The organism is Candidatus Avedoeria danica, assembly GCA_016703025.1.
Classification (GTDB): domain Bacteria; phylum Chloroflexota; class Anaerolineae; order Epilineales; family Epilineaceae; genus Avedoeria; species Avedoeria danica.
The window spans coordinates 319,245-331,902 of sequence record JADJCV010000005.1 but is presented as its reverse complement, the minus strand read 5'-3'; the positions used below and the strand labels follow the sequence as shown (position 1 = coordinate 331,902).

At 71.9% G+C, this 12,658-nt stretch carries 11 protein-coding genes; 1 reads left to right on the top strand and 10 read right to left on the bottom strand.

The features are described from left to right. Positions 1–7: 7 nt before the first annotated feature. Positions 8–1,204 (bottom strand): glycosyltransferase, encoded by a 1,197-nt coding sequence (locus tag IPG72_15820; protein MBK6770446.1) that lies wholly within the window; start codon positions 1,202–1,204, stop codon positions 8–10. Between the two features lie 179 nt (positions 1,205–1,383). Between IPG72_15820 and IPG72_15815 the strand changes: the two genes are divergently transcribed. Further along, entirely contained in the window at positions 1,384–2,280 is an 897-nt protein-coding gene (locus IPG72_15815) for a hypothetical protein (protein MBK6770445.1), read from the top strand. Between the two features lie 63 nt (positions 2,281–2,343). On the opposite strand, the gene wecB is transcribed toward IPG72_15815, so the two are convergent. From wecB to IPG72_15770, 9 genes are read right to left on the bottom strand one after another with little or no spacing between them, the layout of a single operon-like run. Next, on the bottom strand, positions 2,344–3,468 hold the full coding sequence (gene wecB, locus IPG72_15810; GenBank protein MBK6770444.1) for a UDP-N-acetylglucosamine 2-epimerase (non-hydrolyzing): 1,125 nt from the start codon (positions 3,466–3,468) through the stop codon (positions 2,344–2,346). After that, complete coding sequence (locus tag IPG72_15805) at positions 3,465–4,667, bottom strand: glycosyltransferase (protein ID MBK6770443.1); 1,203 nt, start codon at positions 4,665–4,667, stop codon at positions 3,465–3,467. The genes wecB and IPG72_15805 overlap by 4 nt, the downstream gene beginning before the upstream one ends. After that, complete coding sequence (locus IPG72_15800) at positions 4,664–5,908, bottom strand: glycosyltransferase (protein MBK6770442.1); 1,245 nt, start codon at positions 5,906–5,908, stop codon at positions 4,664–4,666. The genes IPG72_15805 and IPG72_15800 overlap by 4 nt, the downstream gene beginning before the upstream one ends. After that, a complete protein-coding gene (locus IPG72_15795; GenBank protein ID MBK6770441.1) occupies positions 5,905–7,464 on the bottom strand; it encodes an oligosaccharide flippase family protein in 1,560 nt (519 codons plus the stop codon). The genes IPG72_15800 and IPG72_15795 overlap by 4 nt, the downstream gene beginning before the upstream one ends. Beyond that, entirely contained in the window at positions 7,461–8,267 is an 807-nt protein-coding gene (locus IPG72_15790) for a class I SAM-dependent methyltransferase (GenBank protein ID MBK6770440.1), read from the bottom strand. Before IPG72_15790 ends, IPG72_15795 begins: the two co-directional genes overlap by 4 nt. Further along, a complete protein-coding gene (locus tag IPG72_15785; protein MBK6770439.1) occupies positions 8,264–9,676 on the bottom strand; it encodes a nucleotide sugar dehydrogenase in 1,413 nt (470 codons plus the stop codon). Before IPG72_15785 ends, IPG72_15790 begins: the two co-directional genes overlap by 4 nt. Beyond that, a complete protein-coding gene (locus tag IPG72_15780; GenBank protein MBK6770438.1) occupies positions 9,673–10,677 on the bottom strand; it encodes a Gfo/Idh/MocA family oxidoreductase in 1,005 nt (334 codons plus the stop codon). The genes IPG72_15785 and IPG72_15780 overlap by 4 nt, the downstream gene beginning before the upstream one ends. Beyond that, positions 10,674–11,300, bottom strand: coding sequence for an N-acetyltransferase (locus IPG72_15775; GenBank protein ID MBK6770437.1), 627 nt, complete (start codon positions 11,298–11,300; stop codon positions 10,674–10,676). The genes IPG72_15780 and IPG72_15775 overlap by 4 nt, the downstream gene beginning before the upstream one ends. Continuing rightward, on the bottom strand, positions 11,300–12,499 hold the full coding sequence (locus IPG72_15770; protein MBK6770436.1) for a DegT/DnrJ/EryC1/StrS family aminotransferase: 1,200 nt from the start codon (positions 12,497–12,499) through the stop codon (positions 11,300–11,302). Before IPG72_15770 ends, IPG72_15775 begins: the two co-directional genes overlap by 1 nt. Positions 12,500–12,658 lie beyond the last annotated feature (159 nt).

The following is a 12,658-nucleotide window of genomic DNA, read 5'->3' as shown; positions in this document are numbered from 1 at the left end:
GTATCGCTCATCGTCGCGGCCCTGCCGCAAGCAGCTCGGCATACAGCCCCATCAACCGACCCATCTCAGCTTCGGCGTTCAACACGCGCGCGGCGTCGAGCGAGCGTCGCTTGAAGGCGTCGATCGCGTCGGCCGACAGCGCGTTCAACCGTGCGGCGATCGTGGCCGGCGCGAAGTCGGCGGCGACGATGCCGCAGCCGTGGTCGATGACGACGCGGGCCATCTCCGGCGACGGGCCGATCGCGACGGCCAGGCCGGCCATGATGAACTCGAAGAGCTTGTTCGGCAGGGCCATCCGGTAGCTGAAGTCGACCGGTGGCAGGAGGAAGAGGCCGATGTCGGCGGCGGCGTTGAGGGTGCGGGCGATCGCGGCGGGCGCGACGGGGTCGCGGAACGTCACGCGGCCCGGCGCGTGGCGTTGGGAATGGCGCGCGAGGTCGACGATGTAGCCGGCGTCGCTCTCGACGAGCATGAACGTGAGGTGGAACCGGTCGTCGCACGCCGCGACGACATCGACCATGTCCTCCAGCCGCCGCGCGCGCAGGGCCACACCGTGGTGGACGAGGTCGATCCGGGCGGGGTCGGTGGGCCGCAGGGCGAGCGATTCGTACGCCGGGCAGTTGCGGATGACGACCGGATCCAGGCCGAACTCGGCGCGATAGCGGTCCGCAATACCATCGGCGACGGTCGTCATCGCGGCGGCGCGCGGGGCGAGGGTGCGGATGAGCCAGGCGTAGAACGGCTGCGCCAGGAAGCGCGTGAGCGTGCGGTGCGGCAGGCGGTCGGGGCTGAACTCGTGGGCGTCGAAGAGAACGGGCACGGTTCCGATCGCCTCAGCCGCCGTCAGCGCCGCCGGCAAGCCGATCGCCTCGTTCGCGTGGATGAGGTCGGGTTTGGTCGCGATGATCGCGTCGCGCGCCGCCACGTGGTCGGGCTTGCGCCAGTACCAGCGCGCGAACCACGACGGGGCTCCGCGCCCGGCAAGCAACCGGATCGCCTGAACCACGCGCTCGCGTCGAGCGAGTCGATGCGGCATCACCGGATGGAATTCGACGCCCTCCGGCAGCGGCACCGTGCCCGGCATGCCCCAGCCGACGACCGTCACGGCGTATCCTGCTTCCGCGGCCGCCGCGATCTGGCGCAGGACGCGGCCGTCGCGGGCCAGGTCGGACAGGCTGAGGATGCAGACCCGCTCACGGCTCATGGCGCTGACGCTACCACGATCGACGGGTTGGCGAAAAGCGGGAACGGACGTCGCCATCGAGTCGCTGCCGGTGGCGCGACGCCGCGCGGCTTCGCACGGCGAGGGGCAGCGACGATTCGACTTGCCTTGACGACGAACGGATCGGGTCTACCCTAGACGGCATGGCAAGCGCTTTCCGTATGAACCGATTCGGTGGCGCCTTGCGCATCGTCGTCGGCAGCGTCCTGGCGATTCTCGTCGGAACCGCCCACGCGCGGGCGCAGGCTGCGCTGCAGTTCAGCGACGGCGAGTTCGCGCCCGGCGACTGGACGCTCACCGTGGCGCAGCTGAACGCCGGCGGCACCGTCGACGTGGTGCGGTCCGACAGCGGCGGGAACCCGGGGGCGTTCCTCGCCATCACAAACCGCACGGCACCGCCCGACCCGTCGCGCCGGCCGTCCGTCATCGGCGTGCACCTGAACCGCCGGGCGGTCTGGTCTCCGGATGACCAGGGGCCGATCTCGTGCCTGACGTATCAGGAGGACGCACGTGCCGTTTCGGCCCAAGGCGAAGGGCAGTCGACCGGGCCGGCGCTCGTGCAGGACGGCCGCATCTTCGTCGTCCGGGGCCAGTTGACGGGCAGCGGACGGAGCTGGCATCGGATCCGGTTCGACCGTCTGACGGCCGCCAATTTCATCGAGGTCGTCGACGGCCGCGGCTTGGATGACGCCGCGCACCCCGACTTCACGGCGACGGGCACACCGTTGACCTTCGGCTTCTATCGTTCCAACAGCAACTCGATCAGCCCGAACACGATCGGGATCGACAACTGGTCGATCGCCGGGCCGTGCCCGGGCGATGCGCCGCAGATCGAACCGCCCATGGTCTGTCCGCGCCTCGCGGGGACGGCGCCCGCCAGTGCCATCGCCGCTGCACTGGCGAATCCGACCGGCGTTTCGGGGTACGGCCGTCCGTGCCACCCCAACGTGCCGCCAGGTCCGCTGAACTGGCCGCGACGATGGCTGAGCCTGCGCAACCTCAACGTGCCGTACCACCCGCTGTTCAACGCCTTGATCTTCAAGTGCGGCTGCCCGTAGGCGGGTCCGTCGACTGCAGTTGGGGCGGGTGCACTGGGCCGGCCTCCGATGACGGTGCCAAGATCATCGCTCGGCGTGCGGCGCTCCCAGCAGGGCGTCGACGATGCGCACGGCTGCGTGGCCGTCCCCAAAGACCGGCGCCGGGCGCGCCGACGGCAGCGGACGTCGTGCCGCCGCGGCAATGCGGACGGGATCGGCGTCGGCCAGGACGTTCCAGCCGTCGTCGAGGGTCTCGACCCACTCCGTCTCCGCCCGCAGCGTCACGCACGGCACGCCGCAGAAGTAGGCCTCTTTCTGCACGCCGCCACTGTCGGTGAGGATCACGCGGGCGTTGGACTCCAGAGCCAGCATGTCGAGGTAGCCGACCGGGGGCCGGCAGCGAATCGGCCGTTGCGCGTCGCCGCTCTGAGGCGCGGCGGGATCATCGGCGGGTGTGTCGAGGTGAACCGCCGGGTGATCGAGGGCCGCGAGTGCTTCGCGCGTGCGCGGGTGAACGGGGAACACCACGGGCATGTCCAGCCGGGCCGCGCCGTCCAGGATGGCGCGCAGGCGCCGCGGATCGTCGGCGTTCGCCGGTCGGTGGACCGTCAGAAGGGCATACGGGCCGGTATCGATGCCCAACGCCCGCCGCCGGTCCGGCGCAGCGGCCCGCTCGCCGAAGTGGCGGACGGCGTCGAACATCACGTCGCCGACGAGGTGCACGCCGTTGTCGATGCCCTCGCGGCGCAGGTTCGCGACAGCGGTCTGGGTCGGGCAGAAGAGCAGCGAAGCGCAATGGTCCGTCAGCCGACGGTTGTGCTCCTCGGGCATCGCCCAGTTGAACGAGCGCAGGCCCGCTTCGACGTGCGCCACCGGGATGCCGAGCTTGACCGCCGCCAGCGCGCCCGCCAGCGTCGAGTTCGTGTCGCCGTACACCAGGAGCCAGGCCGGCCGCGACGCGACGAGCACCGCCTCGATTGCCGCGAGCATCGCACCTGTCTGCCGTCCGTGCGGTCCCGAGCCGATGCCGAGGTTGACGTCCGGTTGCGGCAGGTCGAGTTCGGCGAAGAACACGTCGGACATCGCAGCGTCGTAATGTTGACCGGTGTGCACGAGCACCTCGGTGGCGCGCGCCCGCAGCGCCCGGCTCACCGGCGCGGCTTTGACGAACTGCGGGCGGGCGCCCACCACGGTGACGACGGTGATCATGTGGGTCGGTCAGCCAGGGCAGCCGAGACGATCGCCCGCAACGTATCCGCTTCGTGTTCGGCGGTGAGCACGCCGGCTGCCACGCGCGCCGCTGCCTTGCATCGGTCGATCGCGTCCGGCGTGAGGCCATCCAGCAGCCGCGCGACGTCGGCCGGTGCGAACCCGTCGCCGACGAACCCGATCCCGTGGTCGCGCACGTGCTCCGCCATCTCGGGTGAGGGGCCGATCGCCACGGCCAGCCCGGCGGCGATGAACTCGAAGAACTTGTTCGGCAGGGCGAAGCGGTAGTTGAAGTTCACCGGCGGCAGGACGAAGAGGCCGACGTCATACGCCGCCAGCGCCGGCACGATCGCCGTCGGCGCGACCGGCGGGACGATACGCACGCGGCCGGGGGCAAGGCGCTCGGCTTCGCGCGCCAGCCAGGTCACGTAGTCCGGCTCGCTCGGTACCAGCATCAGGTCGAGGCTGAAACGCCGGTCGGCCATCGCCACACCGCGCACCATGACCTCGAGGCTGCGGCCGCGGGCGCCGACGCCGTGGCTGACGAGGCGAACGTGATCGGCGTCCGTCGGTCGGGCCGGCGGCGGCGGGAAGGGCGCTTGCGGGATGTTCCGGACCACGCCGTGCGGAACGCCGAACTCGGTCTCATACGCGCGGGCCAGCGTGTTGGCCACGGTGAAGGCGGCCGCAGTGCGGGGCAGGTCGTGGTGCAGGATCCAACGCACGGCGGGGGCGATGAACGTGCGCCAGGCACGGCGCTGCTCGTTCTGGCGCGGCGCGTACTCGTGCTGGTCGATGACGACCCGCGCCCCGACGCGATCGGCGGCGCGGAGCGCGACGGGCAGCGCTTGCCAGTTGTTCGCGACGATAACGTCCGGCCGCAGGGACACCAGCCGCTCGAGGGTCGTCCGATAGAGCGCATATCGCCAGTACCAGCGCGGGTACGCCCAGTCCGGCGCGATGCGGCCCAGGGCCAGCAACATCGCCTTCATCGCCCGATCCGCAGGCTTCCCCGGCGTCGGGCGGGCCAGCGGCGACCACGTGACGCCGGCATCCAGCTCGCCCGCGCCACCCACCGCATCGCCGTAGCCAAGCAGCGTCACGTCGTGGTCGCGCGCCAGCGCTGCCGCCTGGCGCTTGACGCGCAGCACCTGGCCCACCGGCGCGAAGAGGACGCATGCGACCCGCGACCGGCTCATCGCCGCCCCAGCCCGGGCGCTGCGCCGACGCGATCTCCGCCCGCGTCGACGGGCGTTGCCAGCGCGGTGGCGACGACGGAGCGCATCGTCGCGGCCTCGTGGGCGGCGTTCAGCGACCGAGCGGCCAGCCGCGCGTTCGCCTTGTATCGATCGATGTCCGCCGCGGACATCGCGTTGAGGGAATCGACAACGCGTTCGGGTGTGAACGCGTCCGCGACGACGCCGCACCGCGTCCGCTCGACGATCTCGGCCATGGCCGGCGACGGGCCGATGCAGACGGCGAGGCCGGCGGCGATGAACTCGAACAGCTTGTTCGGCAGCGCATACATCGTGTTGAAGTTGGAGGGCGGCAGAACGTAGAGGCCGACGTCGTACAGCGCCAGCGCCGCGACGATCTGGGCCGGGGCCACCGCAGGCACGAAGCGGATGCGATCGGGTGCCAGCCGGGCGGCCACCGCCTCGAGGTGAGTCATGTAGGCACGATCCGTCGGCACGAGCATGAGGTCGAGAACGAAGCGGGGCTCCGCCAGGGCCACGACCTCGATCAACCGTTCGATCGCCCGCTCGGGCGCCGCAACGCCGTGGCACACGACGCGCACCCGGTCCGCGGCCGTCCCGCGGGGTGGGGGCAACGGCACCGCCTCGGGCGCGTTGTGCACGACGGACGGACGAACGCCGAACTCGGCGGCGTACGCCTTGGCGAGCGCCTCGCCGACCGTGATCACGGCCGCCGTGCGCGGCAGGTCGCGCTCGAGGAGCCAACGGATGGCCGGACCGACGAACCAGCGCCAGAACCGGTGCTGCTCGTTCTGGCGCGGCGCGAACTCGTGCAGGTCGGCGACGACGCGCGCCCCGGTCGCCTCGGCTGCCCGGAAGGCGACGGGCAGGGCAGTCCAGTCGTTGGCGACGATGAGGTCCGGTCGCAGCCCGGTCACCGCCGGCACCGCGGCCTCGAAGTGGGGGTGGCGCCAGTACCACGTGGGGTAGGCCCGGCTCGGCCAGACCCGTCCGAGCACCAGCAGCCGGAGCGTGCCGCCGCGGTGCGGGGCCGGACCGTTCGCCGGGATTGGCAACGGCGCGAACCGCGCCCCGCCGCCCAAGTCCATGCCCGCATCGCCGGCGTCGCCATATCCGACGACCGTCACGTCATGGTCGACGGCCAGCGCGGCCGCCTGCCGCAAGACGCGGCCGTCGCGGCGGATCGGCGAGAACGAGAGGCAGACGACGTGGGTTCGGCTCATCGGCGGCGGTCCAGCACCGGGCGCACGGCGGCGAACAGATCGGCCAGCGTCCGCCGGTCGACGAGGGCGAGGGTGGCGGCGTAGGCGAAGCCGAACGCCGACAGCTTGACGGCCATCACCATCGCCGCGATGACCGGGTGCTGGATGAACGCGAAGCGGTAGGCCAGCTGGGCGGCGAACGGCAGGGTGCTCAGCGGCCACGTGAAGACGGCCAGCGTGGCCGCGGTGCCGACGGCCGCCGCCAACAAGGGTGGCGCGATGAGGCGGCTGATCGGGACGTCCACGTGGCGGCGGGCGCGGCGGTAGAGATATGCCGTGCCGAGGACGACCATCCCATCGACGGCCAGCGTCACGCCGGAGATGCCGAACGGCGGGCCGAGGAGGAGCAATCCGACCGCCAGGACGGCGAACTGCAGCGTGTAGGCGCGGAGCACGCTGCCCGGATCGCCGAGGCTGCCCAGCATGTTCGCCAAACCGATTCGGATCGGATCGACGAGCGCGAAGATGCACATGAGCTGAAACGGGCGCACCATCGGCAGCCACTTGACGCCCAGGACGAGGCGGACCATCTCGGGCGCGGCCAGTACGAGCGCGCCGCCAAAGGCGAGACCGGCCGTGAGCAGCACGGAATTCGACAGCCGGAACACCGCGTTCAGGCGTTGGCGATCGTGCTTCAGCTCGGCGTACGTGCCGCCGATGACGCTCGTGATGGGCGCGACGACGAAGTTGCGCGGGTACGTCGCGAAGCGGTAGGCACGCGAGTAGATGCCGAGGGAGTAGTCGCCCAGGTAGGCGCCGGTCCAGAGATCGTCGATCCGTTCCGTGGCCATGAACAGGACGCGGGCGGGCGCCGTGCGGCTCCCGAAGCGCAGGTAGTAGCGGACGACATCCCGATCCAGCCGCCAGTGGGGGCGCCACGCCGGCCGCCAGCCGACGAGGAAGGCGGCCGAAACGGCGACGCCGACGATCTCGGCGCCCACGAGCGCCCAGATCTCGGCGCCGGCCAGCGCCAGTCCGACCGTGACGAGCGATGTGATCGTCAGCTCCGCCAGATCGGCCATGACGAGCCGGCGGTGAACGACGCGGCGGGCGAGCACGGCGCGTGGCGTATCGAGGAAGATCGAGACGGCGGTGACGCCGGTCAGCGTGAGGACCGCCCCTCGAAGCGCCGGCCGCGCGCCCAGGAGCGCCCAGGCGCACAACGCCAGCACCCACACGGCCGTCACGATCGTCTTCATCGAGAAGAGCACGTCCGCCGCCCGCTGTTCGTCCTCGGTCTCCGGCGCACGGTTCAGCAGCGCACCGTCGATGCTGCGCGCCAGGCTGGAGGTCACGAACACGATGCTGCTGGCCATCGCGAACACCCCGAACGTCGCCACGCCCAGGAGGTGAGCGGTGATGACGCTGCGGACGAACATGACCGCCATCCGCAGCGGGCTGGCGACCACGTTCCATGCCAGCGACGTAACCGTTCGGTGGCCGACGCCGGCCGGCGTGTTCGGCAGAACCTCGTTCGGTGGAGCCGGCAGGTCGAAGTCCTCGGACCCAGGCGTCACGCCGAACCCCGCCGCGCATACGCCGAGACGATCCAACGCGCGCGCGGTCGCACGAGCGGCCCCGCCATCGCCAGCAGCCGCAAGCCCGCCCGCTGCCCAAGGTTGTACGCCGGGCGGACCACGTGGCCATGCCCGCAGTGCGGGCAGGTCAGGCCGTCGCCCTGAACGAGGTGCCCGACGGCCCGGCGTCCGGCGGCCAGCACCATGCTCTGGCGCCACGTTCCGACGCCATCCGTGCGCCGCCACTCGAACCCGGCAGGCGCCAGGCGGCGGTGTCGGGCGGCGGTGAAGCGACGCTGATGCCAATTCGGGTGGAAACGGCGACCGCAGCGTGCGCACGCTGCCTGTCGCGCCGCCAACTGCTCGCCGTTCGGCGTCGAGACAATGACCCAGTTCTCGGCGACGCGTCCCATCTCGGCCAGGGCGCGGGCCATGACGTCGGCCGGCAGGTGCTCGATCACCTCGGCGGCGAGCACGACGTCGAAGCTCCGATCGGGGAACGGGAGGGCCGTGATGCTGCCCGCGACGGGAACGCCGGCCACGAACCGGAGCGCGCGCGGACTGAGGTCGAGGTCGACGACGACGGGTACCCGATCCAGGAGCGCGGCCGACGATGTCCCGTCGCCGCATCCGACGTCGAGCACGGAGCGGGTGCCGATCGGCACGAGCGCCTGTGTTCGGGCGAGCCGCTCCGCATTCGCCGGATCGGGCGGCCGGCCCCACAGTGCGAGCGTATCGTAGTGCGCCGCCGCCGTGATGTCCGAAGCCATCCGCTCTCTGGACGTCGAGCGCGACACCGTCATCCCGGGCTCTCGTCTCGGCGATGCCGCAGCGGCGCACGCGTTGGGCCGATGCCCACCGCCCGCACCGTCCAGCCGCATCGCTCCGCCATCCCGGCGTCGACGGCATGTCGGCCGTCGACGAGCACCGCGGTGCGAACGCGGCCCGCGATCGCCGCCCAGTCCAGTGTGCGATAGGCGGTATGGGCGACCATGATGACGATCGCATCCACCCCGTCCACGACGACGTCGACCGTCCGGCCCCGGTAGGCCGCCACCCACGGATCGTGCGCCACGACGTCGGCGCCGCGCTGGGCAAGCGCGGCGACAAGGGCCACGCTCGGGCTGTTCCGATCGTCCTCGGTGTTCTCGAGGTAGCTCATGCCGAGCACGGCGATCCGGCTGCCGCGCAAGCGCAGGCCGTGCTCGGCCAGGCCGTCGGCGGCCAGATCGGCCATGTGGGCCGGCATCCCGTCGTTCACGGCGCGGGCGGCGGGGATCAGGCGGGCGGTCATCCCGCTGATCAACAGCCACGGGTCCTTGGGGATGCAGTGGCCGCCGACGCCTGCGCCGGGCAGGAGCATGTGGCGGCCGGGCGACTTGTTGATGAGATCCCGCACCCGCCAGACGTCGGCGCCGGCCGCCTCGCAGACGAGCGCCATCTCGTTCGCAAAGGCGATCTGCACGTCGCGGTATGCGTTCTCGCCCGTCTTGACGATCTCGGCCGTGAGCGCATCGCTTGCGTCCAACGTCGCATCCGGCGCGGTGACGACGTGGCGGTAGAGGCGGAGCGCGATGTCGGCGGCTTCGGGCGTCGACCCGCCGACGACGCGGCTCATCGACGACAGGTTCGCCAGCAGCCGGCCCGGCATGACGCGCTCGGGGCAGTGGACCAGGAGGACGTCGCGGCCGATCCGCAGCCCGCTCGTGCGCTCGAGCGCTGGCGCGACGACGCGATCCATCGTCCCCGGCGCCAGCGTGCTTTCGATGACGACGAGAGTCCCGGTCCGCAGCCGCGGGCCGATCGCTGCCAGCGCCCCCTCGAGCGCGCGATAGACGGGCTGATGCGTGACGGGGTCGACGGGCGTGTCGACGGCGACGAGGATCGCGTCGCACAACCGCAGCGCCTCGGGGTCGGCCGTGGCGACGAGCCGCTCCTCGGCGACGACGCGCGCGAGGAGCTCCGGCAGCCCCGGCTCCTCGCCCTCGAACGGCACTCGGCCGGCGTTGATCGCATCGACCTTGTCGGCGACGACATCGACCCCGACGACGGTGTAGCCCGCGCCGGCCAGCGTGCAGGCCACGGGCGTGCCGACGAAGCCGAGGCCGACGACGGCGAGGCGCGCGGTGCGGTCGTCGAGGCGGGCGGCGAGCGGGGCGAACGCGTCGGACACGGCGCCGGGCACGGTGTCGACGGCGCGATTGCCGATCACGGACCGCCCCACGCCGGATCGTCGCCTCGCTCGCCCGCCTCGACGATGGCCCGGGCAAGGCGCAGGGCCGCGAGCCCGTCCTCGCCGCTCACGACGGGCGGCGTTCGATCGCGCACCGCGGCGGCGAACGCGGCCAGCTCGGCCACGAGCGGTTCGCCGCCGTCGATCCGGATCGTCGTCGCGTTGCCCTCGACGACGCCCTGCAGCTGGCCGAACGTCTCCCAGTGGGCATCGGCCGATTCATTCGCGTAGAACGTGAGCGTCTGGCGCAGGTAGTCGGCCACGAACATCCCGCGCTCGCCCGTCACGCTCAACTCGCGGATCTTCGTCGGCGTCAGCCAGTTGATGTTCAGCAGTCCGATCGCGCCGCCGTCGAACCGCAGCAGCCCGACCAGCAGGTCCTCGTGCGCGGTGTGGATCCGCTGCGCCGTCTCGGCCTGGATCCGGACGACCTCGCGGCCGACGATCCAGCGCAGGATGTCGAGGTCGTGTGTTGCCAGGTCCACGACGACGCCGACGTCCCGCACCCGCGCCGGGAACGGCCCGACCCGCCGAGCCTGCACGGTGAACACACGGCCGAGCTCGCCCGCGTCGACGCGCCGCTTCAGCTCGCGCACGGCCGGGTTGAAGCGTTCGACGTGGCCGACGGTGAGGACGACATCGGCTTCGCGCGCCGCGTCGATCATCACCTGCGCTTCGGCCTCGGTGGCGGCGATCGGCTTCTCGACGAGCACGGCAATGCCTGCCGCGATGACGTCGAGCGCCACGGTCAGGTGCTGCTGCGTCGGGACGACGACGCTGACGAGGTCGGGTCGCTCGCTGGACAGGAGCGTCCGGTGGTCGTCGAACGTCGGTACGCGCAGGCGGCGCTCGACCCAGTCGCGGTTCTCGGCCACGGGGTCGGCGACGCCGACGAGGTCGACATCGTCCAACGCGGCGTATACGCGGGCGTGGTGGCGCCCCATCGCCCCGGCGCCGATGACGGCGGCACGCAGCGTCATCGCCCGGCTCCCGGCGGCAGCCCGGCCGCGTCCTCGGCGGGCCGGCCGTCGGCGAGCGCCATGCCACAGCCGCTGCACGGCGCTTCGCCCGCCTCGAGTCGCCGGCCGCACCGGCAGACCCAGCCGATCCGCCGCGCCGGGTTGCCGACGACGAGGGCGTACGGCGCGACGTCGCGCGTCACGACGGCGCCGGCGCCGACGATGGCCCAGCGGCCGACGGCGACGCCGGTGACGACGACGGCGCCGGCGCCGATCGCTGCGCCGTCGCCCACGGACGTCTCGCCGACGAGCCAGTCGTCGGCCGCCTTCAGGCTGAAGTCGGGATTCACGGCCCGCGGTACCCGATCGTTCGTGAAGCACGCCTGCGGGCCGATGAATACGCCCTCGCCGACGGTCAGGCCGTGGTAGAGCAGCGCGCCGTTCTGGATCTTGCACCGCGCACCGATGCGGACGTCGCTGTCGATGTACACGTCCTTGCCGACGATGCACCCCTCGCCGAGGACGGCGCCCTCGCGGACCTGGCTGTGGTGCCAGACCTGGCAGCCGGGGCCGAGCGCCGCGCCGGGGTGGACGATGGCGGTGTCGGCGATACGCGTGGGAGCCGACGTGCCGGACGCTGCCATCAGACGGATGCCGCGGGAGCGGCTGCGGATGTCGCACCGCCGCCGTCGACCGCGCCGACCATGTGGATGTCGACCGTTCCGCCCACCGCGCCGACCGCTTCGCCGACGCCGGTCAGCACCGTGTCGAACTCCGCGTCCGTCATGCCCGCGAAGAGTGGCAGGTTGAGGACGCTCCGGGCCAGTCGATCCGCCTCCGCGCCGCCGACGGCCGCGACGAGGTGTCCGGCGGCGCCGGGTTGCTTGCTCATCGCGCCCGGGTAGACGGTGCCGAAGCCGATGCCGCGTGCCTTGAGCGCGGCCTCGATGGCCGGCCGAACGGCCGGGTCGTGCAGCGTCACGTTCAGGTAGCCGTTCTCGACGTAGCCGGCCGGCGGGCCGACGACGCGAATGCCGAGCGCCGGCAGGAGCTCCTGGTAGCGCTCGGCCACCCTCCGTCGGTCGGCGAGCCGCACGTCAAGGTAGTCCAGACACAGGTCGAGCCAGGCAGCGTCGAAGCCGCTCATCCGGCTGTTCCAGCCGACCGCGCCGTGGGCGTAGTGGTCCGTACGGCCGTGGTTGCCGAGCATCCGCACGGTGGCGGCCAGCTCGGGCGACGAGCACACGACGGCGCCGGCGTCGCCGCACGCGCCGAGGACCTTGGCGGGGTAGAACGAGACCGTGCTGATCAGGGCGTCGGCGTAGATCGAGCGGCCGTTCCATGTGACGCCCCACGCTTGCGCGCCGTCCTCCACCAGTGCGATATCGCGCGAGCGGCAGAAGGTGCGGAAGTCGTCGAGCCGCCGCGAGCCCCAGCCGTACAGATGGACCAGGATCGCGGCCTTGGGGCGATGGGCGTCGACGGCCCGGACGAATGCATCGAAGTCCAGTTGCAGATCGATCGGATCGATGTCGACCGTCACCGGCCGCGCGCCGACGTTCACGACGGCCTCGAACGTGGCCCAGAACGTGGCGTCAGGAATGGCGACGATGTCGCCTTCCCCCACGCCGACGGCCCGGAGCGCCAGCTGCAACGCGTCCGTCCCGTTGGCGCACGCCACGACGGCCGGCGCCTGAGCGGCCTCGGCCAGCCGCGCCTCGAGCCGCGCGACGTCGGGGCCGCTGACGAAGCGGGTGTGGACGGTCACGTCGCGGACGCGGTCCATCCAGCGGTCCAGAAAATCCGGTTCGAAGCGTTGCAGATCGATGAACGGGACGGGCATCCCGAGGTCTCCTTCATGAACGAAGCGGGCGCCTTGCGCCCCACAGGACAGCCCATTATGCTACGCCGCTCTTCAGGGGGGCCACGTTCGACACCGCCACGGCCGGCGCGTTCCGCGTCCTCGCCGGAGTTCGATCGCGTCGCGATCCCCTGCTGAACC

What these genes read in the sequence shown, in the direction of transcription:
- IPG72_15820 (MBK6770446.1), bottom strand. Translation starts at nt 1,204, where the DNA reads ATGAGCCGTGAGCGGGTCTGCATCCTCAGCCTGTCCGACCTGGCCCGC.
- IPG72_15815 (MBK6770445.1), top strand. Translation starts at nt 1,384, where the DNA reads ATGAACCGATTCGGTGGCGCCTTGCGCATCGTCGTCGGCAGCGTCCTG.
- wecB (MBK6770444.1), bottom strand. Translation starts at nt 3,468, where the DNA reads ATGATCACCGTCGTCACCGTGGTGGGCGCCCGCCCGCAGTTCGTCAAA.
- IPG72_15805 (MBK6770443.1), bottom strand. Translation starts at nt 4,667, where the DNA reads ATGAGCCGGTCGCGGGTCGCATGCGTCCTCTTCGCGCCGGTGGGCCAG.
- IPG72_15800 (MBK6770442.1), bottom strand. Translation starts at nt 5,908, where the DNA reads ATGAGCCGAACCCACGTCGTCTGCCTCTCGTTCTCGCCGATCCGCCGC.
- IPG72_15790 (MBK6770440.1), bottom strand. Translation starts at nt 8,267, where the DNA reads ATGACGGTGTCGCGCTCGACGTCCAGAGAGCGGATGGCTTCGGACATC.
- IPG72_15780 (MBK6770438.1), bottom strand. Translation starts at nt 10,677, where the DNA reads ATGACGCTGCGTGCCGCCGTCATCGGCGCCGGGGCGATGGGGCGCCAC.
- IPG72_15775 (MBK6770437.1), bottom strand. Translation starts at nt 11,300, where the DNA reads ATGGCAGCGTCCGGCACGTCGGCTCCCACGCGTATCGCCGACACCGCC.
- IPG72_15770 (MBK6770436.1), bottom strand. Translation starts at nt 12,499, where the DNA reads ATGCCCGTCCCGTTCATCGATCTGCAACGCTTCGAACCGGATTTTCTG.